Annotated in this window: 26 protein-coding genes and 3 tRNA genes; 18 read left to right on the top strand and 11 right to left on the bottom strand. The window is 63.9% G+C overall.

Annotated features, from left to right (window positions below):
* The first annotated feature begins 91 nt into the window (after window positions 1–91).
* Window positions 92–164 (top strand) — tRNA-Asn (locus MTX35_RS05410).
* 267 nt (window positions 165–431) lie between these two features.
* Complete coding sequence (locus MTX35_RS05405; protein WP_243594000.1) at window positions 432–1,346, top strand: AfsA-related hotdog domain-containing protein; 915 nt, start codon at window positions 432–434, stop codon at window positions 1,344–1,346.
* On the opposite strand, the gene MTX35_RS05400 is transcribed toward MTX35_RS05405, so the two are convergent.
* The gene (locus MTX35_RS05400; protein ID WP_243593999.1) at window positions 1,324–1,965 is read right to left on the bottom strand and encodes a ScbR family autoregulator-binding transcription factor; all 642 of its coding nucleotides are present in this window, start codon (window positions 1,963–1,965) and stop codon (window positions 1,324–1,326) included. The genes MTX35_RS05405 and MTX35_RS05400 overlap by 23 nt on opposite strands.
* An 83-nt stretch (window positions 1,966–2,048) precedes the next feature.
* On the opposite strand from MTX35_RS05400, the gene MTX35_RS05395 reads away from it, so the two are divergent.
* The 3 genes from MTX35_RS05395 (at window position 2,049) to MTX35_RS05385 (ending at window position 4,265) form a co-directional block, all read left to right on the top strand.
* Window positions 2,049–2,516, top strand: a complete 468-nt coding sequence (locus MTX35_RS05395; protein ID WP_243593998.1) for an NUDIX domain-containing protein — start codon at window positions 2,049–2,051, stop codon at window positions 2,514–2,516.
* 74 nt (window positions 2,517–2,590) lie between these two features.
* Window positions 2,591–2,755, top strand: coding sequence for a hypothetical protein (locus MTX35_RS05390; RefSeq protein WP_243593997.1), 165 nt, complete (start codon window positions 2,591–2,593; stop codon window positions 2,753–2,755).
* A gap of 55 nt (window positions 2,756–2,810) precedes the next feature.
* Window positions 2,811–4,265 (top strand): DHA2 family efflux MFS transporter permease subunit, encoded by a 1,455-nt coding sequence (locus MTX35_RS05385; protein WP_243593996.1) that lies wholly within the window; start codon window positions 2,811–2,813, stop codon window positions 4,263–4,265.
* A 12-nt stretch (window positions 4,266–4,277) separates the two neighbouring features.
* Here MTX35_RS05385 and MTX35_RS05380 read toward each other — a convergent pair whose 3' ends face one another.
* The gene (locus tag MTX35_RS05380) at window positions 4,278–5,000 is read right to left on the bottom strand and encodes a GAF and ANTAR domain-containing protein (RefSeq protein WP_243593995.1); all 723 of its coding nucleotides are present in this window, start codon (window positions 4,998–5,000) and stop codon (window positions 4,278–4,280) included.
* Window positions 5,001–5,113: 113 nt separating this feature from the next.
* On the opposite strand from MTX35_RS05380, the gene MTX35_RS05375 reads away from it, so the two are divergent.
* From MTX35_RS05375 to MTX35_RS05360, 4 genes are all read left to right on the top strand, one after another.
* A complete protein-coding gene (locus tag MTX35_RS05375; RefSeq protein ID WP_243593994.1) occupies window positions 5,114–5,581 on the top strand; it encodes a universal stress protein in 468 nt (155 codons plus the stop codon).
* A 106-nt stretch (window positions 5,582–5,687) separates the two neighbouring features.
* Window positions 5,688–7,478 (top strand): TIGR03767 family metallophosphoesterase, encoded by a 1,791-nt coding sequence (locus tag MTX35_RS05370; RefSeq protein WP_243593993.1) that lies wholly within the window; start codon window positions 5,688–5,690, stop codon window positions 7,476–7,478.
* The gene (locus MTX35_RS05365) at window positions 7,475–7,825 is read left to right on the top strand and encodes a hypothetical protein (protein WP_243593992.1); all 351 of its coding nucleotides are present in this window, start codon (window positions 7,475–7,477) and stop codon (window positions 7,823–7,825) included. The genes MTX35_RS05370 and MTX35_RS05365 overlap by 4 nt, the downstream gene beginning before the upstream one ends.
* Window positions 7,822–8,406 carry a hypothetical protein gene (locus MTX35_RS05360; protein ID WP_243593991.1) on the top strand — a complete coding sequence of 195 codons (585 nt, stop codon included), beginning with the start codon at window positions 7,822–7,824 and terminating at the stop codon, window positions 8,404–8,406. Before MTX35_RS05365 ends, MTX35_RS05360 begins: the two co-directional genes overlap by 4 nt.
* A 15-nt stretch (window positions 8,407–8,421) precedes the next feature.
* On the opposite strand, the gene MTX35_RS25960 is transcribed toward MTX35_RS05360, so the two are convergent.
* The 3 genes from MTX35_RS25960 to MTX35_RS05345 all read right to left on the bottom strand — a co-directional run bounded on the left by MTX35_RS25960 (window position 8,422) and on the right by MTX35_RS05345 (window position 11,468).
* Window positions 8,422–9,042, bottom strand: coding sequence for a YdeI family protein (locus tag MTX35_RS25960; protein ID WP_243593990.1), 621 nt, complete (start codon window positions 9,040–9,042; stop codon window positions 8,422–8,424).
* 145 nt (window positions 9,043–9,187) lie between these two features.
* Window positions 9,188–9,264 (bottom strand) — tRNA-Ile (locus MTX35_RS05350).
* Window positions 9,265–9,332: 68 nt separating this feature from the next.
* Window positions 9,333–11,468, bottom strand: a complete 2,136-nt coding sequence (locus MTX35_RS05345) for a molybdopterin-dependent oxidoreductase (RefSeq protein ID WP_243593989.1) — start codon at window positions 11,466–11,468, stop codon at window positions 9,333–9,335.
* Window positions 11,469–11,553: 85 nt separating this feature from the next.
* On the opposite strand from MTX35_RS05345, the gene MTX35_RS05340 reads away from it, so the two are divergent.
* The 3 genes from MTX35_RS05340 (at window position 11,554) to MTX35_RS05330 (ending at window position 13,552) form a co-directional block, all read left to right on the top strand.
* Complete coding sequence (locus MTX35_RS05340; RefSeq protein ID WP_243593988.1) at window positions 11,554–12,357, top strand: serine hydrolase; 804 nt, start codon at window positions 11,554–11,556, stop codon at window positions 12,355–12,357.
* Between the two features lie 144 nt (window positions 12,358–12,501).
* Window positions 12,502–13,014, top strand: a complete 513-nt coding sequence (locus MTX35_RS05335) for a DUF3145 domain-containing protein (RefSeq protein ID WP_121869542.1) — start codon at window positions 12,502–12,504, stop codon at window positions 13,012–13,014.
* A gap of 91 nt (window positions 13,015–13,105) precedes the next feature.
* Window positions 13,106–13,552 carry a cold-shock protein gene (locus MTX35_RS05330; RefSeq protein ID WP_243594197.1) on the top strand — a complete coding sequence of 149 codons (447 nt, stop codon included), beginning with the start codon at window positions 13,106–13,108 and terminating at the stop codon, window positions 13,550–13,552.
* Between the two features lie 183 nt (window positions 13,553–13,735).
* On the opposite strand, the gene MTX35_RS05325 is transcribed toward MTX35_RS05330, so the two are convergent.
* The 6 genes from MTX35_RS05325 to aceE form a co-directional block, all read right to left on the bottom strand.
* Window positions 13,736–15,169, bottom strand: coding sequence for an acyl-CoA carboxylase subunit beta (locus MTX35_RS05325; protein ID WP_243593987.1), 1,434 nt, complete (start codon window positions 15,167–15,169; stop codon window positions 13,736–13,738).
* Window positions 15,170–15,297: 128 nt separating this feature from the next.
* Complete coding sequence (locus tag MTX35_RS05320; RefSeq protein ID WP_243593986.1) at window positions 15,298–16,548, bottom strand: KasA/KasB family beta-ketoacyl-ACP synthase; 1,251 nt, start codon at window positions 16,546–16,548, stop codon at window positions 15,298–15,300.
* Between the two features lie 8 nt (window positions 16,549–16,556).
* Window positions 16,557–16,901, bottom strand: coding sequence for a meromycolate extension acyl carrier protein AcpM (acpM, locus tag MTX35_RS05315; RefSeq protein WP_045199610.1), 345 nt, complete (start codon window positions 16,899–16,901; stop codon window positions 16,557–16,559).
* Window positions 16,902–16,989: 88 nt separating this feature from the next.
* Window positions 16,990–17,898 (bottom strand): ACP S-malonyltransferase, encoded by a 909-nt coding sequence (locus MTX35_RS05310; RefSeq protein WP_243593985.1) that lies wholly within the window; start codon window positions 17,896–17,898, stop codon window positions 16,990–16,992.
* Between the two features lie 128 nt (window positions 17,899–18,026).
* A complete protein-coding gene (locus MTX35_RS05305; RefSeq protein ID WP_243593984.1) occupies window positions 18,027–19,406 on the bottom strand; it encodes a CdaR family transcriptional regulator in 1,380 nt (459 codons plus the stop codon).
* 86 nt (window positions 19,407–19,492) lie between these two features.
* Complete coding sequence (gene aceE / locus MTX35_RS05300) at window positions 19,493–22,312, bottom strand: pyruvate dehydrogenase (acetyl-transferring), homodimeric type (protein ID WP_243593983.1); 2,820 nt, start codon at window positions 22,310–22,312, stop codon at window positions 19,493–19,495.
* A gap of 258 nt (window positions 22,313–22,570) precedes the next feature.
* Between aceE and MTX35_RS05295 the strand changes: the two genes are divergently transcribed.
* From MTX35_RS05295 to MTX35_RS05270, 6 genes are all read left to right on the top strand, one after another.
* A complete protein-coding gene (locus MTX35_RS05295; protein ID WP_032379129.1) occupies window positions 22,571–22,993 on the top strand; it encodes a DUF3052 domain-containing protein in 423 nt (140 codons plus the stop codon).
* Between the two features lie 31 nt (window positions 22,994–23,024).
* A complete protein-coding gene (locus MTX35_RS05290; protein ID WP_243593982.1) occupies window positions 23,025–23,486 on the top strand; it encodes a peroxiredoxin in 462 nt (153 codons plus the stop codon).
* Between the two features lie 87 nt (window positions 23,487–23,573).
* A tRNA-Val gene (locus MTX35_RS05285) sits at window positions 23,574–23,648 on the top strand.
* 137 nt (window positions 23,649–23,785) lie between these two features.
* Entirely contained in the window at window positions 23,786–24,688 is a 903-nt protein-coding gene (locus MTX35_RS05280; RefSeq protein ID WP_243593981.1) for a hypothetical protein, read from the top strand.
* A 13-nt stretch (window positions 24,689–24,701) separates the two neighbouring features.
* On the top strand, window positions 24,702–25,013 hold the full coding sequence (locus tag MTX35_RS05275) for a transposase (protein WP_243593980.1): 312 nt from the start codon (window positions 24,702–24,704) through the stop codon (window positions 25,011–25,013).
* 44 nt (window positions 25,014–25,057) lie between these two features.
* The coding region (locus tag MTX35_RS05270) for an IS3 family transposase (protein ID WP_243593979.1) at window positions 25,058–25,479 on the top strand (422 nt) is incomplete at its 3' end.

Here is a 25,479-nt window from a genome sequence, read left to right as displayed (position 1 = left end):
TGGTACTCGGCAGAACCCGATTTGGTAGTAGCAAGGGGGTGTGCGCTATTGTTTCCAACGGCTCGCACGAGAGTGTGACGCCGCGAAGTAATCCCCCATAGCTCAATTGGCAGAGCATTCGACTGTTAATCGAAGGGTTCCTGGTTCGAGTCCAGGTGGGGGAGCGCAATCCCCGTCCGGTTCCATTGGGCGGGGATTTTTTGCGTCCGGCTGCACCGACCGGAGCCACCCTCCGATCCGACGAAGTACCGAATACGTGGTACTGCAAGTACGGATCGGTTATCAGATCGCGACCGCTGTTGCCGTATATCGAATGAATGAATCCCTGCGACGGATGCGAGGGATGTCGGCGACCCGCGACATACTGAACGGGCGATCCGGACGGCTCGAGAGTGCTATAAAAAACCGGGTCGGTCGGGTTAAGGGGCTTCATGAGTTTGAGTTACGCAGCAACCGTTCCACGTCACCTGGTGCATCGGCGGTCACCGGGCGACGTTCTGTTGACCGACTACGAGACCATCGACGGTACCCATCGGGCGGCGGTGCAGTTCCCTACGTCGCACCGCATGTTCGCGCCGGTACGTCGGACCCACGACTCCTTGATGGTGGCGGAGGCTCTGCGGCAGGCGATCAGCCTCTTCTGTCACGTCAATCATGGCGTGCCTCTCGATCACGTGGTGTTCATCGAGCACTCCCGCTTCGAGATCCTCGATCCGCTGTCGGTCGACGACATCGACGATTCGCTCGTCGCCGAGTCGATCGCGACCGACGTCAGGTTCGACGACGAGTCGATGGACAGCATGAAGCTGTCGGCGCGGCTCCTGAACGGCACCCACCTCGTGGCCTCGGGGACGGCGTCCGTCCGGACCATCGGGCCTGAGGTGTACTCACAGCATCGCAAGTCGACCATGGCCGACCCACATTTCCGTTACCTGCCGGCCGGAACCGAGGTGGTCTCGCCCTCCGCCGTGGGACGCCTCGACCCGTCAGACGTGGTGCTGGCACGCCACACATCCGACGGCAGCATCGTCGTCGCCCCTGATCCCCGCAACTTGGCCATGTTCGACCATTCGGTCGAGTACCTGCCGGGAGTCACGATGCTCGAAGCGGCCCGGCAGGCTTTGCGTATGGCAACCGGAATCCCGACGCTGGACTTCACCACGTGCGAGGTGAGGTTCATGGGATTTGCGGAGTGGAGCAACCCGTGTTCGGTGATCGTCGACACCGATCCCACGGACGGCGTCCATCGCATTCAGTTCGAGAACGACGGCGAGGTGCTCTCGGCGATATCGGTCACGGCTACATCCGAACCGTGGTTGGCCGCTATCGATCGCTCCAGTCGATAACGGGAGCCTCGGCCAGCGCAACCAGCCGAGGAAGGCGTCGACGCGGGACCATGCCGGGTAGCAGTATCTGCCACATTTCGGTCATCCGCTGCTGGAGATCGGCCCGTCCGGTGAGCATTTCCGAGACCGTGTGCACGCCGGTGAACAACGAGACGATGTACCGTCCCGCGGCCATCGCGTCGACGCTGTCGACGACGTCGCCCTCCGTCTGGGCACGCGCGACCAGATCACCGATCTTGGCAATCCACTCGCCGAACGCCCCCGCGTGGGGACCGTCGGCGATGGCCGACTCCAAGGTCAATCTCATGCCGCCTCGCGATATCGACTCGGTCTGCAGCTGACGGCCCAGCTCTTTGGTCACCAGAATCAACGCGTCGAGCGCTTTCGGCGTCCGATCGACGATGACGGCGGTGGCAGTCGCAGCCATCGTGAGCTGCGCGTCGATGACAGCCTGGGCCAGCTCCTCCTTGGAGGAGAAATGAAAGTACATCGCGCCTTTGCTGACCCCGGCATACGCGATGATAGTGCTCAAACTGGCTGTGCCGTAACCGAATTTCTCGAAACTGGTCGCGGCACCTTCGAGTACGGCCTGCCTGGTGGACGCTGCACGCTCTTGCATCGGTCGACAATAACTGCCAGCCGGGTTCGAGGCACGGCGGCGCGGAGGACGTTAGCGCTGCACATTGGTGGCACGCTGAGGCCATGGTCGAAACGAGCGCAGGAATTCTGTTGTATCGCGTCGGTGTCGATGGCCCGGAGGTGTTGATCGCTCATCCCGGCGGACCTTTCTGGGCCCGCAAGGACGACGGAGCCTGGTCGATCGTCAAAGGGCTGATCACCGATGGTGAAGATTCCTGGACGGCAGCCCAACGGGAATTTCGCGAGGAAGTCGGGGTCGAGGTTCCGGCCGGAGAGCCCGTCGACCTCGGCACCGTCAGACAACGCGGCGGGAAGATCGTCACTGCATTCGGCGTCGAGGCCGATCTGGATGTCTCGAATGCGGTGAGCAACACATTCGAGATCGAATGGCCGCCGAAATCCGGCGTCATGAAGTCGTTTCCCGAGGTCGACCGCGTCGAATGGTTTCCGCTGGCGCAGGCGAGAGCAAAGCTGCTCGCCTCTCAGCACCCCTTTCTCGACGCTCTGGAGGTGGTTGTTGCCGCGAACTAGTTTCGGCACGGGTTCCCAGGGTATCCACCGGCCGGAAATGACCAGGGTCGCGGATGCAGGGTGGGAAGTGGATCATGACGCCGACGAATACGGCAGGTGCGAAAGCGCTCTCGGAGACGGCTCTGGCGGAGACTTCTCTCGTGGAGACGCAGTGGGGTGGCCGGATCGTCGCCTCCGCGTTCGTGGTGCTGGCCTCAGGACTCTCGTGGGTGTTCGCCGCTACGGCAATGATCGGCTGACAACCCGACAGCGGCTGGTCGACACTGCTCAGCGACTACGACGAAGGGCAGCACAGTGACCGACGGCATTGCCTCTGCAACTCCACCAGCGACAGAGGTACCCACACGTGCCTGGAAAGCGCTCGTGGTTCTGCTGCTGGGCATGTTCATGGCCCTGCTGGACACCACCATCGTCAACGTGGCACTACCGACGATCAGCACCACGTTGGACGCGTCGGAATCGATTCTGTCGTGGATCATCTCGGGGTACGCACTCGCCTTCGGATTGGCACTCATACCGGCGGGCAAGGTGGGCGATCGCATCGGCCACAAATGGGTGTTCTTCACCGGCCTCGCTCTCTTCACCGTCGCGAGCTTCGCCTGCGGGCTGGCTCAGGACGATCTGCAACTGGTCGTCGCGCGAGTCGTTCAGGGCTTGGCGGGCGGCATGTTCGTGCCCGCAGTCACCGCCTTCATCCAGCTGTTGTTCCCGGGGCCGGTGCGCGGTAAGGCATTTGCCATCATGGGGGCGGTCATCGGAGTGTCGACCGCACTCGGACCCATCGTCGGCGGCCTGATCATCCAGGCCTTCGGCGAGGAGAACGGCTGGCGGCTCGTCTTCTGGGTCAACCTGCCGATCGGAATCGTCGGTCTCGTTGCGGCTGCAGTGCTGCTCCCGAGCAAGACCGATGCCGAGCCGGCGGCCCGCCCCGGAATCGACTGGCTCGGACTGGTACTCATCTCAGCAGGTCTCATCGCACTGCTCGTTCCGCTGATCGAGGGCCAGGAATTGGGCTGGCCCACGTGGACCTACCTGACGATCGCCGCAGGACTGGGCCTCATCGCGCTGTTCGGCTGGTGGGAAGTGATTCGGACCGGCCGCGGACAGAATCCGTTGGTGCCACCTCGATTGTTCACCCGTCCGGCGTTCACCGGAGGTGTGATCCTCGCGCTCGTCTATTTCGCCGCCTTCACCAGCATTTTCTTCACCATCTCGCTGCTGTGGCAGACCGGGCTCGGTAACACGGCACTGGCGTCGGGACTGGTGTCGATACCGTTCGCGATCGGCAGCATCATCGCGGCCTCGCAGAGCAACAGGCTGACGATCCGACTCGGTCGCACCGTTCTGATACTCGGCGCGTCTCTCGTCTCGATCGGGCTGATCTGGCTGTGGGTCATCCTCGCGACCAGCTCTGCCGACACGATCTCGCACTGGACGCTGTTGGTTCCACTGTTCATCGCGGGTCTGGGCAACGGTGCGTTCATAGCACCGAACGCCCAGTTCATCGTCGCGACCGTCGATCGCGACGACGCGGGAGCCGCCAGCGGAGTCATCTCCACCATGCAGCGCGTCGGCTCGGCGATCGGTATCGCCGTCATCGGCAGCGTGCTGTTCGGATCTCTGAACATCACCGGTCCCGACACTGTCGGTTCCGGCTTTCTGCACGGCGCGGCGATGGCCATGGCCGTCAGTGCTGCGTTCAGTGTGGTGGCGCTGGCACTGGTGTTCGCGCTACCGAAGAAGGTGTAGGCAGCGCACCGATCAGGTGGTCAAGCCCTTGCTGTGCCGATCGACGACAGTTGCTGCGAGGTCGGCGATCTTGACGTTGAGGTCCTGAGAGGACTTACGCAGCAGAGCGAAAGCCTCGTCGCCGGACACATCGTGCAGAGCCATGATCAGGCCGATCGCCTTGCCGATCTCCCGATTGCTCTCGAGTCCGTCACGCAGAGTCGACGCTTCCTGACCGTTCATGACCGCAGCAACAGTGACTGCGGTGAACGCCGTCAGAATGATCGCCTTGCTCGCGCTGTCGGTGTCGAACACGCCCGGCTTGTCGGTGAACAGGTTGAGCGCGCCCACCTTCTGCTCGTCCACGTTGAGCCGGAATCCCATGGCTCCTCGCACCGGCGTGCGGTTCAACACACCGCGAGCCATCGCGGGCCACTGGGTGGGAGTTCGGAAGTCGGCCTCGAGCTGTGCTGCCTCGCTGGTGATCGCGTCCAGGCACGGGCCTTCGCCGGTGGCGCGCTCGATGTCGTCGACGACACGAGCGATGTCGTCCGACGCCGCGACCGTGACGGGCTTTCCGTGGCGCATCAGCATCAGGCTCGCGTGATCACAGTGCGGAACGATCAGCACAGCGGCATTGCAGATCGCGGTGTAGATCTCTTCGGCGCTGCTGCCTCGGTACACGATGTCGGCCAGAGCGGCGAACACTGTAGCCGGATCCGTCGACGGGCCGTCGTGCTGCGAGACGTCGTTCACTTGCTACTCCCGTCCAATAAGTATGTTCGAGCGACCAGCACTCGAAGTGAACCAACCGTACCGCCACGGTATGGGGTGTTCGAATCGGCGGGTACCGGCAGTAGCCTCAGGTCGTGAGCGATGCGCAGGAGTCCACCGGGTTCGAGTACGGCCACGACGGACCGAAATCGATCGTGGTCGGCGTCGACGGGTCCGATTCGTCCTGGCGCGCCGCCGCCTACGCCGCAGGCCTTGCTCGCCGGCAGAGGTCACTGTTGGTGCTGGTGTACGTGCAGCCCATTGCGACCGCTTCCTGGGGCCAGGCCGGCATCTCACTCGTCGAGACCGGTCAGCAGATCGCCGACGAACTTCTCGACTACGTCCGCACCTCTGCTGCTCGATTCGGGGACCGGGAGCACGTTCGGTGGGAGTTCCGCACCGCGCAGGGTGACCCGTACAACGGGCTGATCGCCGTGGCAGAACAACTGCGCACCGACGCCGTTGTGGTGGGCGCATCCGAGAATGCCGGCCATCGAATCGCCGGTTCGGTGGCGGTGCGGTTGGTCAAAGCCGGCCGCTGGCCGGTCACCGTGGTGCCCTGAACGATCCGAAATCGAGCCTGGCTGCCGTACACCCTGTAAAAATAGGCAGTCACCTCGTCGGATGCGAGGCGCACGTGGTGCCGTTCTCGAGGATCCGGGGAGTTCCATGGCTGGGCTGTCGCGTCGACAATTCATCGCTCGAGTAGGGGCTCTCGCCGCGGCGTGGGGAATCGCGCCCCACGTGCTGGGTCAGGCTCTCGTTGCGCACGCCCAGCCTGTGGAAGCGGGCGGGACCGGAACGCTGGCGCAGACGATTCTGCGAACCGCGAACGGGCCGGGGCAGTACCGGGTGCTCGCTGCCGGGCCGGGGGAGCCGTACGTCGCGCGCCTCGACGTTCTCGGACGAGCGCCCGATGCGTCGCGGGTGCAGTCACGGCGCTCGTTGCTCTACCTCGGCCACCTGTCGGACATGCATGTCATCGACGCGCAATCGCCCGGCCGGATCGAGCCCATGATCGTCTCCGACCACGCCGCGTGGGGTTCGGCGTTCCATCCGCAGGATCCGCTCACGGTGCACGTCACCGCGGCGATGGTGAAGGCCTTCGCGGACGCGCGGATCAGCCCGGTCACCGGCGCTCCGATGGGGGCAGCCGTGGTCACCGGGGACAGTGCCGACATGCATTCGCACCTCGAATTACGCTGGTACATAGATGTTCTCGACGGTGTTCCGGTTCGGCCGACGAGCGGCTCCGCGGACGTCTTCGAGGGTGTTCAGGCCTGGCCGGAGGCGCAGTGGGCCTATCGGCCGGGCGATCCGTCGGGAGGGTCGTTCGGCGACTACGGATTCCCGACGCTTCCCGACCTCCTCGAGCAGGCGATGTCGGGCACCGTGGAATCGGTGGGGCTGCCGGTGCCGTGGTACTCGGTGTACGGCAATCACGACACCCTGTTGCTCGGCACGTTCGACCTGTCCTCGCAGCTGCATGCGCTGGCCGTCGGGGGTCGCAAGGCGTACACGCTCGAAGCGACAGCCACCTCGGCTCTGGCCGGCTATGCGTCGACGGCCAGTCCGCTACAGCGAATGGCCGACGCGTTGGGCGTAGGAGCCGGTGCGCGACCGGGGTTTCGGGCGGTGTCGGCCGATCCGTCGCGCTACCTGTTCGAACAACGCGAGTTCATGCAGGAGCACTTCGAGACCACTCCGACGCCGGGACCGATCGGTCACGGCTTCACCCAGCACAATCTCGACTCCGGCGAGACGTGGTGGGTGGCAGACCCCACCCCGAACATCCGCACGTTCGGTCTCGACACCTGCAACGCTGTCGCCGGGCCCGACGGTGCGGTGCCGGGAAATCAATTCGATTGGCTCACCGGGCAATTGGAGCGAGCGCAGGCCGAGAACAAGTTGGTGCTCATCTACACGCACCACAACAGCCTGACATTGGAGAACCGAGCACAGAGGCCAGGGCAGTCGGTGAAGCTCTACGGCGCGGACGAGTTCGTCGATCTTCTGTTGAAGTATCCGGTGGTGATCGGCTGGCTCAACGGCCACACCCACCAGAACCAGATTTTGGCGCACTCGCGAGACGGACGCGGATTCTGGGAGATCACGACTGCGTCGTGCATCGACTTTCCTCAACAGCAGCAGGTGGTCGAGATCGTCGACAACCGGGACGGGACCCTGTCGCTGTTCACGACTGTGCTCGATCACGCGTCTCCGGTCACGCCCGGAAACAGCGGAGGGTACCTGGATCTGGCGTCGCGCAGCCGTGAATTGGCGGCCAACGACTGGGCCGAGAATCCACTGATGCGTCGAGGGTCGCGCCTGGACCGCAACACCGAATTGCTCCTTCCGGCACCGTTCGATCTGAGCAGCATCACCGACGCCGCCCTCGAACAACAACACCTGGACGAGCATGCGCGACTGATCGCCTACGAGACGAGGCAGGGCCGATGAACGGATTGCGCAGAAAGATTCTCGCCGTATTCGCGGTGATGGTCTGCGCGGGATGCTCGCAGACTGCAGCGCTCGCCCCGGTCGGCGGTGCCGAGCTCGGAAATCTGCGCTATGCCGTCAACGACGTGCTGTTGGAGAAGGGAATCGAGATACTGGTCGCGCCGGTGTGCTCGGGTGCCGGAGCCGACATCGAATGTGCCGGGGAGACAACCGACAACGAGGCGATCACCGGTTCGGCGACGTCGGACGACGCGAGCACCGTCGAGGTGAAGGTCGGCACGGACGTTCTCTATTCGGGATCCGTACAGGACGTGCTCGACCGCAATTCGACGGTCGGTGCGCCGTGAAAGGGAGTGCGGTTCTGGCTCTCGTGGTGGTCGTGTCCGCTCTGATTCAGGCGCTGACTGTGGTGGGGGATCCCGTACCCACGTTCTCCCTGGGATTCGCGGGATTGGTTGCGGCCTCCGCCGCGGCACTGGTACTCGCCCTGTGGATCACCGCATCGACGGCACTCGACGTGGTGGACGGCACTGCGATCGACGCGCTGAGCCGGGCACGGCGACGTCCGCGCGTCTTGGTGTGGTGCGTAGTGCTGACCGGGGTGGCCGTTGCGTTGGCAGTAGTTTTCCCGCTGCTCCCGGCCATCGTGATTCTGGTTGCGCTGCTGATACTTCCGGCCGCGGCCGACAACCAACGACATCCGTTCCGCGCAGCGTGGGCTACGGTCCGGCAGTTCCCGGGGCGGTGCGCAGTGGCGGCTGTCGTCACGATTGTGGCCTATGTTCTCGCCTGGGTCGTGGCATTGGTACTGGGCTTCTTCGTCACCGGTGTCCTGGCGGCATTCGTGACGTGGCTGTGGTTCGGGACGAATGCTGCTGTGCTGCTGGTGTATTGGTCGCGGCTGTACCGAAGAGCAGCGCTGATCTGACCGCTGTAGCCGCCCTCAGCCGCGGGCTCGTCGACCGGCGGCGGCCTCGGCGACGACGTGTGCGATTCGAGTTGCGCGAGTGTCGTCTCGCACGGCGCTGACGACCCACCACAGCATCTGCTTGCGGGCACTGGGCGGAAAGCCGTCCCAGGTGCTCCGAGCGTTCGGATCTCTGTCCAGCGCCGTTGTCAGCTCAAGTGGTTCCTGGAGGTCCTCGACCTGATCGGCAATCGTCCACCAGCCGTTGGATTTCGCGGCAGCGATGGCACGGCGACCTGCGTCGGTCATGAGGCCGCGGTCCTCCATATCGGCGGCGCGTTTCCGGTTCAGACGGGTCCACTGGCTCTTGGGCCTGCGCGGCGTGAAGAGTTGCAGGCTGCGCTCGTTGTCGAAGACGGTGTTCGTGGAGTCGATCCAACCGAAGCAGATGGCTTCCTCGACGGCTTCGGGGTAGGGGCAGCGTGGTCGATCGGTGGTATTGCGCCACGAACACAGCCACACGCCTCGGGTCGAGGTGTGATTGTCCGCCAGCCAGGTTCGCCACTGTGCCCGAGTTTCGGCGTGAACGACCGGGTAGTCGAACTTCCACGTCGGTGGGTGGTCGGACGCCGACGAGGAAGACTTCTCAGCAGTCACTTGTGCGCTCCATCCACTCGTCGTGGTGTCGCACTCGAATATCGCATGCGGTCAGCCTGCCCGCAATCGAGGACATCCCACGTCCGCAATGGCGCTGAGGTATCGATGAATCGGCACGGACATCAGGGTTCGGCTCTCGGCACCGTGGTGGGGCGGGCGGGGCTCGAACCCGCGACCAATGGATTATGAGTCCACGGCTCTAACCGACTGAGCTACCGCCCCATGCCCGTACCAGGTACGAGCCTGCAGAATCGTACAGAATCCCGTCGCCTCGACGGTGCATCGGGGCGCTATTTCGCTCGGACCTGCACCGGAACCCCGTTGAGGATCGCGTTGGCCGAGACGGCGTCGACGCGGTTGGGGTCGGTGATGTCGTTGACACTGGGACCCGTCACCGTCGTGGCAACCGACAACTCCACGCCGGGGCGCTGATGCCCGAAGCCGTGCGGCATGCTCACCACACCCGGCATCATCTTCTCCGATGCCGCCACCTCGATGTCGACGGTTCCCGCGGCAGAAGTCACCGATACCATCGCCCCGTCCTCGATGCCGCGATGCGCAAGATCGTCCGGGTGGGCCAGAAGGTGGTGCCGTGCTTTGCCTTTGGTGAGCCGGGCGGTGTTGTGCATCCACGAGTTGTTGCTACGCAGGTGTCGTCGGCCGATCATCAACAACTCGTCGCCGCTCGGTACTGCACTGGAGCGCATCAGATCCACCAGCGCGGGAAGTTCGGTGACGACGATGTCCTGTATCAGCTGTACGCGCTTGTCCCGCGTCTTCAGCTTCTGCGGGAAGCCGGGGCGCAACGGTCCGAGATCGACACCGTGTGGGTTGGCTCGAAGCTTTCTGAGCGACAACCCTTTTCGTTGACTGCGGAGCAGGATGTCCAGGGTGCGAGCGGGGGACAGTCGCAGGCGCGCTTCGCTGATCACGCTCTTCGGAGTCAATCGTGACTTCAGTCGACCGACCGTCGAGCCGGCCATCCGGCTCTTGTAGCGGAGCGACAGATCTCGGAAGATCTCCCAATCATGCTTTGCTCCAGCCTGCTTGGGCAGGATCGCCGGCATGTACTTGGCGGTGTTGTGTACCGCGAAGGAGTTGAAGATCAGATCGTAGTGGTCACGTTCGAGAGACATCGTCGGCGGCAGAATCACGTGTGCGTGACGCGAGGTCTCGTTGATGTAGAAGTCGAACGACACCATGAAGTCGAGACCGGCGAACGCGTCGTTCAGGGTGGTGCCGCCGGGCATCGACAACACCGGGTTACCGGACAGGACAGCCATCGCGCGGATCTGGTCCTTGCCCTCGGTGGTGATCTCGTCGACCAGCGTCGAACAGGGGTATTCGCCCGCGAACTCGGGCAGGTCGCGAACGCGACTGCGCCACTTGTCGAAATGGCCGCGGCCGACGATGCCCTGCTTGATCAGATCGATCGCGGGATCGGTCACCATGGCACCGCCGGGGCGGTCGAGATTGCCCGTGATGATGTTCAGTACCTGAATCGCCCACTGGCACACGGTGCCGAACTGCTGAGTCGAGACCCCCATTCGGCCGTATGCCACCGCGGACTTCGCCGAGGCGAAATCACGTGCCAGGGCGTAGATCTCTTCCGCAGCAATCCCGACGACCGGAGCGACGGATTCCGGTGTGAATTCGGCGACGAGATCGGCGAGCCGATCGGCACCGTCGATGTAGTCGGCCACGCGCACGTTGCCGTCGGCGACGATGATGTGGATCATCGCGAGCAGCAGCAGTGCGTCGGTGCCGGGGCGGACGAAGAAGTGTGTGTCCGCGATATCCGCGGTCTCGGTCTTTCGTGGATCGACCACGACCAGCCGTCCGCCCCGTTTGCGCAATGCCCGCGCTCTCTTGGCGAAATCGGGGACGGTCATCATGCTGCCGTTCGACGCCATCGGATTGCCGCCGAGGACCAGGAAGAAGTCGGTTCGGTCGATGTCCGGGATCGGCAGCAGCAATTGATGCCCGTACAGCAGGTGATCGACGAGCTGATGCGGGAGTTGATCCAGCGAGGTGGCGGAGTATCGATTGCGCGTCCGGAGCAGCGAAGTGAAGGGAATGCCATGGGTCATCGCACCCATCGAATGCACGTTGGGGTTGCCCTGATAGATGCCGACGGCATTGCGGCCGTACTTCTCACGCGTCGAGATCAGACCGTCGATCACGAGGTCGTATGCCTCGTCCCAGCCGATCTTCTCCCACTTCTCACCCACACGTTTGACCGGCGTGGTGAGTCGATCGGTATCGGCGTGCAGATCGATCAGCGACAGAGCCTTCGGGCAGATGTGGCCGCGCGAGAGAGGATCCTTCTCGTCACCGCGGATGGACGTCACCGCGTCGTTCTCCACCGTGAACTCGAGACCACAGATCGCTTCGCACAAATTGCACGATCCATACACAACCGACATCGCATTCCTCCCACTCATGTGCTGCGAGCGTAGCCCGACGGGGGACCGGGGCACCGTCATCGACCGACAATTAGGCTCGTGAATCGTGACCACCCTCGATCTCACGTCCTCCTGGCCCGTCGACCATGTCAGTGCCGCAGTCGTCACCGACTCCGGGGTTCGTGAGGAGGTCGGCGACACCGATCGCGTATACGAGCTCGCCTCGGTCACCAAACTGCTCAGTGCATACGCGGTCCTCGTCGCCGTCGAGGAAGGTGCGATCGAACTGGATCAACCCGCAGGGCCGGAAGGGTCGACGGTTCGGCATCTGCTGGCGCACGCGTCGGGGTTGGCGTTCGGGGAACGCACAGTTCAGGCACCGGCCGGCACCAAGCGGATCTATTCGAGCGCCGGGTTCGAGGTGCTGGCCGAACTGATCGAAACCGAGGCGGGCATCGCCTTCCCCGATTACCTCGACGAGGCCGTGTGCCGACCATTGCAGATGACGAACACCGCGCTGCCGGGATCGGCAGGCCACGGTGCCAGCTCCACCTTGGCGGACCTGAAGACATTTGCGGCGGAGCTGTTGCAGCCCACGCTCCTGGCGTCGCAGACACTGTTGTCCGCGACAGACGTGCAGTTTCCCGGTCTGAACGGGATCGTGCCCGGGTACGGATCGCACAGACCCTGCGACTGGGGGCTCGGGTTCGAGCTACGTGGAGAGAAGACCCCGCATTGGACCGGAAGCGCCAACTCGTCGGCCACGTTCGGTCACTTCGGTCAGGCCGGGACGTTCCTGTGGGTGGATCCGGCCGTGCGGACCGCGTGCGTGGTGTTGACCGACCGGGCCTTCGGAGATTGGGCAAAACCCCTGTGGCCCGAACTGTCCGACGCCGTCCTGGCAGGCTGAATATCGACCGTTCACAGATTGCACTGGCGCAACAGGGGTAACTCGGGGCACACTAGTACACATACGTGTTGATTCACTGCAGCCAGCCGAAGCATGTCGAGGTCGTTGGGGAAGACGTCCCTCGTCGAAGCTGGAGGTAGTGCAATGCGTGGATCGAATCAATTCGCAGAAGCGACGTCGGGTGTCGTGTACATCCACTCGTCGCCCGCTGCGTTGTGCCCGCATGTCGAATGGGCGTTGTCCGACGCCCTCGATTGCCGTGCGAATTTGAAGTGGTCTGCGCAGCCGGCCTCCGACGGGCAGCTGCGCGCTACCACCGATTGGATCGGCCCGGTCGGCACCGGGGCGACCCTCGCCGGCATCTTGCGCTCGTGGCAGATGCTGCGTTTCGAGGTGACCGAGGATCCCAGCGAAGGCGTCGACGGCGAACGGTTCTCGCACGTTCCAGGTCTGGGACTGTGGCGCGGATCGACGAGCGCGAACGGTGACGTGGTCCTCGGCGAAATGCGACTGCGCGCCCTGATGGAGAACAATCAGGGCAACCTCACCGCGGCCGTGGAGCACGCTCTCGGCTCGGACTGGGACGCCGCTCTCGAGCCGTTCCGCACCGGTGGTGCCGGAGCCGAAGTGACGTGGTTGAGCCGCAACGTCGGCTAGATACGAGAGTTGCTGGGGATCCGCTGTCGCGGTAGTTTCGCGAACGTGCCTGGGGTAGGCATGTGGGAACGACCGTGGAGTGGTGAGTTCGATGTTGTCGACCGGAAAAGTTATTCGATTCGACGAGTTCAAGGGGTACGGATTCGTAGCGCCGGACGAGGGCGGCGAGGACGTGTTCATTCACGTCAACGATCTGGACTTCGACAAGCGACTGCTGGCACCGGGGGTTCGCGTCGAATACGTTGCCGTCGACGGCGATCGTGGCCTTAAGGCCACTCAGGTGCAGATCATCGACGGTCCGGCATCGACCGCCCTGGTCACCCGACGCAAGCCAGATGTGCCGTTCCACGACGTTCCGGCCGGCGAACACCAGCCACTCGAGGACGTCATCTGCGACGTGCTGTCCGAGGCGGACTTCACTGCCGAAGTGACCGAGGCACTCCTGACGGCCAACGGAACCGTGACGGCAGCGCAGATTCTCGACATCCGATCAGCGATGCTGCGACTGGCTCACGATCACAAGTGGATCGAGAACTGACGCTGTAGTTCGGCCGCCCGCCGTGGATCAATGTGGCTTTGTTGCAGTCTGAGCGACTGAAACCCGCATTGAGCCACCGTGAATGGACCACTACATGCGTCTGGGCGCTGCAAGGGTCCATTCACGCGGCCGGGGGAGGACGGGGCTGGGTGCTGGGTCAGGGCCGCAAGCGAAGCCGGTCGATCAGAGCGGAATGTTCTTGTGGTTGCCGCGCGCAGCGGGGGCAGCCGCGAGTGCCTTGGCGACCGTGCTGCGAGTCTTGCTCGGCTCGATGACCTCGTCGACGACGCCGATGGCCACGGCACGCTCGACGCCACCGGCGATGCTCTCGTGCTCGACAGTCAGGCGATCGTGCAGTGCCTCACGCTCCTCCTCGGGAGCTGCGGCGAGGGCCTTCTTGTGCAGGATGCCGACGGCGGCTTTGGCACCCATCACGGCGACCTCGGAGCCGGGCCAGGCGTAGACCGCGGTGGCACCGAGTGCGCGTGCGTTCATCGCGATGTATGCGCCGCCGTAGATCTTGCGCGTCACCAGCGTGACGCGGGGGACCGTGGCTTCGGCGAAGGCGTGCAACAGCTTTGCTCCGCGGCGGACGACACCTTCCCATTCCATGCTGACGCCGGGCAGGTATCCGGGAACGTCGACGACCACGATGAGAGGGATGCCGAATGCGTCGCACAGGCGCACGAAACGGGCTGCCTTCTCGGCGCTTTCGGAGTTGAGGCAACCGCCGAGGCGAATGGGGTTGTTGGCGATGACGCCGACGGTACGGCCGCTGATGCGTCCGAGGCCGATCACGATGCTGCGGGCCCAGCCGCCTTGGAACTCCTCGAAGGTCGATTCGCCTTCGACGTTGTCCAGCAGTTCGTGAATGATCGGGTGGACGTCGTATGCGCGACGGTTGGATTCGGGCATCAGGGCCCGGAGGTCGGTGTCTCCGTGCTCGGCGGCGGCGATGTCGAATTCGCCCTGCTCGCAGAACATGGACACCAGACGGCGGGCGCGGGTGAAGGCGTCCATCTCGCTGTCGGCGACGATGTGGCATACGCCGGACTTCTTGTGGTGTGTGTCGGGGCCGCCGAGCGAGGCCATGTCGACCTGCTCACCGGTGACGCTGCGGACGACGTCGGGTCCGGTGACGAACACGCGTCCCTCGGGAGCCATGATGACGACGTCGGTCAACGCAGGACCGTAGGCGGCGCCGCCGGCTGCGAAGCCGAGGACGACGGAAACTTGGGGGACGAGGCCGGACGCTCGGACCATGGCCTCGAAGACGAGCCCGACGGCGTGGAGAGCTTCGACGCCCTCGGCGAGGCGAGCGCCTCCGGAGTGCCAGACGCCGACGATCGGAGCGCGCTGCTCGATGGCCGTGTCGATGGCGGCGACGATGTGCTTGCACCCGTCGACACCCATGGCACCGCCCATGACGGTGGCGTCGGAGCAATAAGCGATGGTGTGGACGCCGTCGATCTCACCGGACGCTGCGAGGATGCCGGATTTGTCTCGATTATGCAGCGGCACAGTGGTTCCGGCGTCGAACAGATTCTCGAGGCGGGCGAGTGGATCGCGGGGATCGGTGGAGGTACCGGATCGTGTGACAGGGGCCAGAATAGTCATCGCTTGTCCTTCTTCAGGGCCCCTGAGGGGGCGAGGCCCGAACCGGAACCGTTCCCTGGGAACGGCCCCGGTCCGGATCATGCACTGCGAGAGCGAGATTCGCTGAGTCGAGGAGACGACTCAGTGCATCACGCCTTTCCGAAGGCGAGCGCTACGTTGTGCCCACCGAATCCGAACGAGTTGTTGATCGCGTAGTCGATCTGTCCGACGCGGGGCTCGCCCTTGACGACGTCGAGATCGATTTCGGGATCCTGATTCTCCAAATTCAGTGTGGGAGGGATGATTCCCTCACGCACTGCCAGCACCGTCAGAACCGACTCGAGGGCACCGACGGCACCGATCGAGTGGCCGAGAGCGGATTTCGGTGCGTACACCGCTGCGTGATTTCCGACGGCCTTGTTGATCGCCAGCGCTTCGGCGGTGTCTCCGATGGGAGTTGCCGTTGCGTGTGCGTTCACATGGGTGATGTCGGACTTCTGCAGGCCTGCGGTCTCGATGGCGCGCTGCATCGCACGCGCGGCACCCTTGCCCTCCGGGTCGGGGGCCACGAGGTGGAACCCGTCGGAGGTGATTCCGGCACCGAGCAGGCGGGCGTGGATCGTTGCACCGCGTGCCTTGGCGTGCTCCTCGGTCTCGATGACCATGAGCGCACCCGCTTCACCGAAGACGAAGCCGTCACGATCCTTGTCGAACGGCCGTGACGCACCCTTCGGATTGTCGTTGTTGGTGCTCATCGCCCGCATCATGGAGAAGCTGGCGATCGGAACCGCATCGATGTATCCCTCGACGCCGCCGGTGACGACCATGTCCGCGTCACCCATCACGATCATCCGCCACGCGTGAGCGATGGCTTCCGATCCCGAGGAGCAGGCGGAGACGGGTGTGATGACACCGGCCTGTGCTTTGAGCTCGAGGCCGACGACCGCTGCGGGGCCGTTGGGCATGACCATCTGAACTGCGAGCGGAGACACCTTGCGGTAGCCGCCGGCCTTCATCTTGTCGTTGGCGTCGATCAGAGAATCGCCGCCACCGAGGCCGGTGCCGATCGACACGCCGAGGCGAAGGGGATCGACGTCGGGGGAGCCGGCGTTCTTCCAGACCTCACGACCGAGCACCGTGGACAACTGCTCCACGTAGCTCAGGCGACGGATTTCGACCCGCGAGAGCAGACTCTGCGGGTTCACCGCGAGGTGTCCGCCGATCCGCACGGGCAGGTCGTACTCGGCGACGAAATCGTCTTCCAGAGTGCCGATTCCGCTGTCGCCGTTCAGCAGACCCTTCCACGTGGCATCGACGTCACCCGCGAGTGACGTGGTCGCAGCGAGGCTGGTGACGACGACACTGGGGAAGCGTCCGTTGGCGGTGGATGGGTTGGTCATGGGCCGTGTCACTCGCTCGCGGAGTCGTCGAGCTTGGCCTTGATAGCTTCTGCGGCTTCGGGGTTCTCCGCTTCGAGCTTCTGGATGTAGTTGACGGCGTCGCCGACGGTACGCAGACCTGCGAGGTCCTCGTCGGGGATCTTCACGCCGTACTTGTCCTCGGTCTGCACTGCGATCTCGACCATGGAGAGCGAGTCGATGTCGAGGTCGTCCACGAAGGACTTCTCGATGGTCACCTCGGACGGTTCGATGCCCGTGACCTCCTCGATGATCTCTGCAAGTCCGGCGATGAGGTCTTCCTGGCTGGCCACTGTTGTGGCTCCCTTCTCTTCTGTGTAGAACGCCGAAGTCATGTGCTTCGAGACGCGATTGTGCATTTCTGCCACTCGGGGAGTGGAAGTGCGATCCGCAGTGTCGTGACTGCGGAGTGTGTGGGCCGAGCTAACCGAGCTCGGCCATTGCGGAAATGTCCGCCGGTGTCTTCAGGCCGAGATTGGCAACGCCGCGCAGTTCGCGTTTGGCGATGCCGACCAGTGCGCCTGCCGGGGGCAGTTCCACAAGTCCGGTGACCTGCGCATTACGCAGGTAGGCGTTGCACAGATCCCATCGCACGGGGCGAGTGACCTGGGCAGCGAGCTTGTTCAGGGCGTCGGCACCCGAGGCGACCGGCTGACCGTCGGAGTTGGACAGCAGCGTCCGCGTGGGCTCCGACGGGGTGATGGCGGTAGCGGCTGCGGCAACGGTGTCGCCCGCGGACGCCATGTACTTGGTGTGAAATGCGCCCGCGACCGGCAGTGCACGAACCCGAGCCTTTTCGGGCGCGCTCTCTGCCAACTCGGCCAGCTTGGTGAGCAGTCCGGCTGCGACGATCTGACCTGCAGCATTGACGTTGGCCGGAGCGAGGTCCAGCTCGTCCAGGCGGGCCAGTACGGCAGCTTCGTCGCCGCCGAGCACGGCGGACATGCCGGTCGGTTCGAGTACGCATGCCTTGGCCATTGCTGCGCCGCGGACCGCGGCGAGCGAGACTGCGTCGTCGGAGGAGATGACGCCTGCGATGGCGGCCGCAGCGAGTTCGCCCACCGAGTGTCCGGCGACGATGGTGTCTTCGGGGAACAGGCCGCGCGATGCGATCTCTTCGAATGCGAGCAAGGCGGACGCCACGACCAGGGGCTGGGTCACCGCGGTATCGGTGATCTCCTCGGCGGTGGCAGTGGTACCGAGACGGACGAGATCGAGACCGGAGGCCTTCGACCACAATGCGAGTCGGTCTGCTGCACCCGGCAATTCGAGCCAAGGCAACAGCATGCCGGGAGTCTGGGAGCCCTGACCGGGCGCAAGCAACGCAATCACAGGGTTAAGAGAACACCGTCGGGTGCCGAATGGGTGATGTCGCGCTCGATGAACTCTCGACAAGCAATTTGTGGGAACCCTACAAATTGCCTCGTGGGGAACCGCTATCGCCGGAGGGTGGTTCGGCGTTACGTAACTACTTCACCGAATGTGACCTGTGTGACATATGGGGCAGGATGTGCCGGTTCGTGATGCGTTCGAGCCAACCTACCTACCGTTGCCGCAACCCTGAGGACGTACGCATCCCGCGGGTGGGTGGGGTCGCGACCGGTGACCTCGGCGATGCGCTTGAGCCGATACCGGACGGTATTTGGATGAACAAACAGCTGCCGTGCGCAGGTTTCGACGGCTCCACCACAGTCGAGATACGCATCGAGGGTGTCGGCCAATCCCGAACCTGCCGCCGCCAACGGGACGACCACGTGATCGTTCAGCGCCGATATCGCTGCGCCGTCGTTGAGCAGTGCGCGTTCGGGCAACAACTCGCCGGCGTGCACCGGACGCGGCGCGCCCCGCCAGCCCGCCACGGCCTGCATCCCGGCGAATGCCTCCACCGCGCTCGAGTGCGCCGCGCCGAGGGTGCGAGTGGTCGGGCCGATGACGACCGGTCCGTCCGAGAAGTTCTGCAGCATGTCGTCGATGAACGTGCGGTGCGTGGCAGTGTCGTCGAGTTGACCGCTGACCACCATCACCAGCCGGGTCCCCTGCACGACGGCCAGTGCGGCGCGGCCGTGTTTCTGCGCCACGGCATGCACGGTTCCGACCACCGAGACGCCCCGATCGTCCGGGGGAGTGCCGACCAACACCGTGGCGGGCGCGGTGGCGTCCCAATTCAACGTGGCGGCACGCGAGAGCATGTCCGAGCCGGTGTCTCCGCGAACCACGGCGTCGACCACGAGGGCTTCCAGGCGGGTGTCCCACGCTCCGCGTGATTCGGCGGCGCTGGCGTAGACCGACGCCGCAGCGAAACCGAGCTCGCGCCCGTATCTCAGCACGGCCTCGGTCAGGGCCACCAACTGCTGATCGTTGCGGGCCAGCGCCGGGAGCCACTGCTCGAAGAACTCCATCGCCACCCGCACCATGTCCACGGTCTGGCGCAGCGTGAGGCGTCGGGCAAGGTCCTGCGGAATGACCTGGAAGGCATCGAGCGAGAAGCGAATATCGCTGTTGGGGTTCTTCAGCCACTCGAGGAAGTTGTCGACGGCTGTCTGAATCAACAACTGCACGCTCGCGCGTTGGGCTGCGTCGAGATCACCGAAGAACGGCAGTTGGCCCTGCATCGTCGTCACGGCCTCGGTCGAGAGTCGGCCGGAGAACTGCTTGACGCGACGCAGCAGGGCATCGGGCAGGGGATCGCGCTTCTGGCGCGAGGGTGCCAATGAGGCGACCGGAAGGTGCACTTCGTTGTCCGAGGTCAACGATTCACGCAACGCCTCACGGTAGGCGTCGCGTCGGGACACATCGCGTGCGGACGCACCGTCCGGTGAACCGGGCTTCGCATCGGACATAAGGAGAACCTACGCCCGACCCCCGCCCCTATCGCGATGGACGTACTTCGCGACGTGGGACGGGGGCCGGGCGATCAAGGCTGAACCTACGCGGAACCGGTATCGGCGAACGAGGTCGGAGCCGCGGTGACGTCGTCGATCTTGTACTTCTCCGCGGCCTCGACGGCCTTGGACTTGTCGATCTCACCGGATGCGGCGAGGGCGGACAACGTGGCGACGACGATCGACTCGGCGTCGACGTTGAACACCCGACGCGCGGCCGGACGGGTATCGGAGAACCCGAAGCCGTCGGTGCCGAGGGTGACGTAATCACCCGGAACCCACTGACGGATCTGGTCCGGAACCGCACGCATCCAATCCGAGGATGCGATGACGGGACCGTTGGCGTCGGCCAGGGCCGAGGTGACGAACGGAACGCGCTTGTCCGCACCGGGATTGCGCAGCGACTCCTTCTCGGCGTCGACGCCGTCACGGCGCAGTTCGCCCCACGAGGTGACGGACCACACGGCCGAACGCACGCCCCACTCCTCGAACAGCAGCTCACGAGCCTTGCGGGCCGAGACCATGCCGACGCCCGACGCCAACAGCTGCGCCTCGGGTCCGTCGCCCTCCTGCGGCTCTGCGAACCGGTAGATGCCCTTGAGCAGACCCTCGACGTCGAGGTTCTCCGGCTCGGCCGGCTGCACGTACGGCTCGTTGTAGAGGGTGATGTAGTAGAAGATGTTCTCGCCGCCGAAGCCCTCGACACCTTCGGTGCCGCCGTACATCCGTCGCAGACCGTCCTTGACGATGTGCGCGATCTCGTACGAGAACGCCGGGTCGTAGGCCACGGCCGCCGGGTTGGTCGACGCCAAGAGCAGCGAATGACCGTCTGCGTGCTGCAGACCCTCACCGGTGAGGGTGGTACGCCCGGCGGTCGCTCCGAGCACGAATCCGCGAGCCATCTGATCGGCCGCTGCCCAGAGACCGTCGCCGGTGCGCTGGAATCCGAACATCGAGTAGAAGATGTACAGCGGAATCATGACCTCGCCGTGTGTGGCGTACGAGGTGCCGACTGCGGTGAACGACGACGTCGAACCGGCCTCGTTGATGCCCTCGTGCAGGATCTGGCCGACCGAGCTCTCCTTGTAGGCGAGCATCAGCTCCGAGTCCACCGAGGTGTACAGCTGGCCGTTGCGGTTGTAGATCTTCAGCGACGGGAACCACGAGTCCATACCGAACGTACGGGCCTCGTCGGGAATGATCGGCACGATTCGGTGGCCGATCTCCTTGTCTCGCAACAGCTCCTTCATGACGCGCACGAGCGCCATCGTGGTGGCGACTTCCTGCTTGCCGGAGCCCTTGCGCAGCGTCTTGTACGTGTCGTCGCCGGGCTGCGGCAGTGGCTTGACGTCGACGCGGCGCTCGGGAACGAATCCGCCGAGCTTGCTGCGACGATCGAGCATGTACTGGATCTCGGGAGCATCCGGGCCGGGGTGGTAGTACGGCGGCATGTACGGATCCTTCTCGAGCTCCTCGTCCGAGATCGGGATGTGCTGGAGATCGCGGAACGTCTTGAGATCGTCGAGCGTCAGCTTCTTCATCTGGTGCGTGGCGTTACGGCCCTCGAAGTGCTTGCCGAGGGTGTAGCCCTTGATGGTGTGCGCCAGGATGACCGTCGGCTGGCCCTTGTGCGACATCGCGGCGGCGTAGGCAGCGTGCACCTTGCGGTAGTCGTGGCCACCGCGCTTGAGGTTCCAGATCTCGTCGTCGGACAGATCCTTCACGAGCTCCTTGGTGCGCGGATCGCGGCCGAAGAAGTGATCGCGGACGTAGCTGCCGTCGTTGGCCTTGTAGGTCTGGAAGTCGCCGTCGGGCGTGGTGTTCATGAGATTCACCAGTGCGCCGTCGCGGTCCTTGTGCAGCAGCGAGTCCCACTCGCGGCCCCAGACGACCTTGATGACGTTCCAGCCGGCACCGCGGAAGAACGACTCCAGTTCCTGGATGATCTTGCCGTTGCCGCGGACCGGGCCGTCGAGGCGCTGCAGGTTGCAGTTCACGACGAACGTGAGGTTGTCGAGGCCCTCGGTGGCGGCCACGTGCGCGAGTCCACGCGATTCCGGCTCGTCCATCTCGCCGTCGCCGAGGTACGCCCACACGTGCTGATCGGTGGTGTCCTTGATGCCGCGGTCGTTGAGGTAGTGGTTGAAGCGGGCCTGGTAGATGGCGTTCATCGGGCCGAGACCCATCGACACCGTCGGGAACTCCCAGAAATCCTGCATGAGGCGTGGGTGCGGGTACGACGGCAGTCCGCCGCCCTCGTTCACGTGGCTGGCCTCCTGACGGAAGCCGTCCATGCGCTCGGCCGGAATGCGGCCTTCGAGGAAGGCGCGGGCGTAGATGCCGGGGGAGGCGTGACCCTGGATGAAGATGTGGTCGCCGCCGCCCGGGTGGTCCTTGCCGCGGAAGAAGTGGTTGAAGCCCACCTCGTAGAGCGCTGCGGAGGACGCGTAGGTCGAGATGTGGCCGCCGACGCCGACGCCGGGACGCTGCGCGCGGTGCACCATGATCGCGGCATTCCAGCGGATCCAGGCGCGGTAGCGGCGTTCCATCGACTCGTCGCCTGGGAACCACGGCTCGTTCTCGGTGGGAATGGTGTTGACGTAATCCGTCGACGTCAGCGACGGCAGCGCTACGCGGCGCTCACCGGCGCGCTCGAGCAACCTGAGCATCAGGTAGCGAGCGCGGTTGGGGCCGGACCTCTCCAACAAGCCGTCGAACGATTCGATCCATTCGTTCGTCTCGTCGTTGTCGATATCGGGCAGGTACGACGCGACACCCTCGCGGATGACGCGGACCCGGCCGTCCGAGCCCTTTTTTCCTGCAGACGATGTGTTCTGCCGTTCGCCGCTGTTCACTTCGGACAACGTGTGCACTCCTCAATGTGGCGGACGCTCGGTGTGGCGCCCGGTCCCGGTAGACCCGCCCCTGTGACGGCGGTCTACTTTCCTCGTTCTCGTGATTCCTCCCCAATCCTGCCGCATCTTGCCGGTTCTGGTAGTACAGAGGTCCGATACCCACCAGTAGAAATTTATGTACGCAATTTCGGCGCGGTCAGCTTGCGCGAACGGCTTCAACACTGTTCGCTTTGACTACTGCACCCACAATTCAAGGAGGTCACCACCGTGGTCGCCGCGGCGGACGCTCAGAACTACGCTCAGAAACTTGGCATCACTCGCGACATGGTCGTACAGGAGCTGGGCTGGGACGAGGACACCGACGATGATCTACGCGCCGACGTAGAAGATGCGATCGGTGGCGAGACCCTCGACGAGGATTCCGACGAGGTGATCGACGTTGTACTGCTGTGGTGGCGCGACGGAGACGGTGACCTGGTCGACGCACTCATGGATGCGATCGGTCCGCTCTCGGACGATGGCATCGTGTGGGTCCTCAGTCCCAAGACCGGCATGTCCGGTCATGTCGAACCCAGTGAGATTGCCGAGTCCGCCCCGACCGCAGGATTGACGCAGACCTCTGCGGCAAACCTCGGTGACTGGATCGGAAGTCGATTGGTTCAGCCCAAGACCCCTGCCACCAAGCGGTAGGCCGATGCTCGACACAGGAAGACGGTTCTAGATGCCGATCGAGGTTGGCGCGGTTGCGCCCGACTTCACCCTCAAAGACCAGAACAACCAACTGGTCACGTTGTCGTCGTACAGGGACGTGAAAAACGTTCTGCTCGTGTTCTATCCACTGGCCTTCACAGGCACGTGCCAGGGCGAGCTGTGCAAAGTACGCGACGAGCTACCGACCTTCGAGAACGACGACACTGCGGTGTTGGCAATCTCGGTGGGACCGCCTCCTACCCACAAGATCTGGGCTGCAGAACAGGGTTACACCTTTCCGCTGCTGTCGGACTTCTGGCCACACGGTGAGGTTGCTCAGGCCTACGGAGTCTTCAACGACGCAGCAGGATTCGCCAATCGTGGAACCTTCGTGGTCGACAAATCCGGAATCATCAGGTTCGCCGAAATGAACGGACCCGGCGAGGCTCGCGACAGTTCTTCGTGGGCGGAGGCACTCGCTCAGGTGAGTTGACCTGCGGAATTGTAGTTAGAGATCAGACACGATAAATTTCTCCAAGCGTTCCGGTGGCCCGGGGTTGTCCCCAGGCCACCGGTACTCGGGCGTATAGCTCAGCGGTAGAGCTCTGGTTTTACACACCAGCGGTCGGGGGTTCGAACCCCTCTGCGCCCACCATGATTTTCGCAGCTCAGCAACTTGGCGACCTACTTGCTTTGGTTCGATTGACCCCCGCTATGTGCCGCGACTGTGCCGAATGCGGACTCTCCCACTTTCATCGCAGTTAGAGAAGCCACGTGCGCTACGGTCCACGCGTGGGAACTGAAGATGAACTCTTCGCGGGTATGACGAGCGCTGAACGGAAACGTGCGCATGAGCGCATCATCTTGGAGTTCGTATATCGGCCCGACGACTTCGACGAAATCGATGAGCAGGAGCGTCCCGACTTTGCGCTGCGGTCCAACGCGGACACGGAACCGTTCGGTGTCGAGATCACGCAGATGTTCCCGGACGGATCCCACGCTCGGGTGCACATGATGCCCGGTTACTTGGAGTCGCTGTGGGAGGGTGCGCGCCACCGTCACCGAGATGATGTTGACCGCCTGCAGGCCACCACCGCGAAGGTGACCGACAAGGACGGAAACGTCAAGCACGAGAACCTGCCGGTCGTGCTTGTCGAGCATCCCCCTACGCGGTCTGATTTCCACGCTGTCCTGGCTGAAACCATCGAGGGAAAATCGGGACTGAACTACGACTACACAGAGTTTCAGCACATCAACCTCATCGTCCTCGACTGGTTCCGACTCGATTTCAATGCGCAAAGATATTCGGCATCTTTGCTGTTGAACGAGCGCGTGCGCGATGCACTTCGCGCCACACCGTTCCGTGAGGTTCACCTGCTCACCTACGACACCGGCGCGGACATTTCGAGTAAGGCCCCAACCACGAACGACGATCGATTCGTGCGAACTCTTCGACGAGTGCCGCTAAAAGAGTTGATGCTCCTAGATCGCTTCTACAGCGCGTGCCACGGAATCAACGAGATCCTTGATGGCACTGACCGTGACGACGACGCGGTGTACTTGAACCGCTTGGCTTGTGAGTTCGTGACTCGTCGTCTCAAGATCGGCAAGATCGTTAACGAGCGCGGAGGCCCGCACGTCCAGTTCGGCAGTGCTGCTGGCGTGTCCCCAGTGAACGGGGCCATCTCGTTTTAGAGTCTTGTTGCCCATGAGCTGGGCGGATAGGACGATGGAGAACATGGCTGGACGGAAACGCAACTCTGCCGAGGACATCGTGCGCAAGCTGCGCCGTGCTGATGAGCTGACCGCTGCGGGCAAGACGCAGGAGGAGATCGCGGCGGAGCTCGAGGTGTCGGCGGCGACGTTGTACAACTGGCGGCGTCAGTACGGCGGGATGGACACCGATGCCGCGAAGGAACTCAAGGAGTTGCGCGAGCAGAACGGCAAGCTCAAACGGTTGCTCGCCGAGGCCGAGCTGGAGAAGGATGCGCTGCGGGAGGTAGCGAAGGGAAAATTCTGAGCCCAGCTGCCAAGCGCCGCGCCGTCGACATGCTCGTGAACACCATGAGTGTGTCGAAACGACTGGCGTGCAAAGCTGTTGGGCTTGCCCGCTCCACCTACGCACGAACACCGATCGCCGAAACGCCCGCGGATCCCGACGCGGCTATGAGGGTCGCGTTGCGGACATACGCACGCACGCATCCGCTGCACGGCTTCCGTCGCGCCTGGGCGCATCTGAGGCACGATCAGGGCTTGTCGGTGAACAAGAAGAAGGTGCACCGGCTCTGGAAGGAGGAGGGTCTGCAGGTTCGGATCTATCACCCACGCAAACGCGCCGGCATCAGCTCCTGCCCTCAGGTCGAAGCCGATGCACCGAAAGTGGTGTGGGCTATGGACTTTCAGTTCGATTCGACCGTCGACGGGAAGGCGATCAAGATCGCGTCGATGATCGACGAACACACCCGGCAGTCCCTGTTGAACATTGT

Origin of the sequence: Rhodococcus sp. ARC_M12, from assembly GCF_022810385.1 — a bacterium.
GTDB lineage: Bacteria > Actinomycetota > Actinomycetes > Mycobacteriales > Mycobacteriaceae > Rhodococcoides > Rhodococcoides navarretei.
This window is presented reverse-complemented; position numbering and strand designations above follow the sequence as displayed.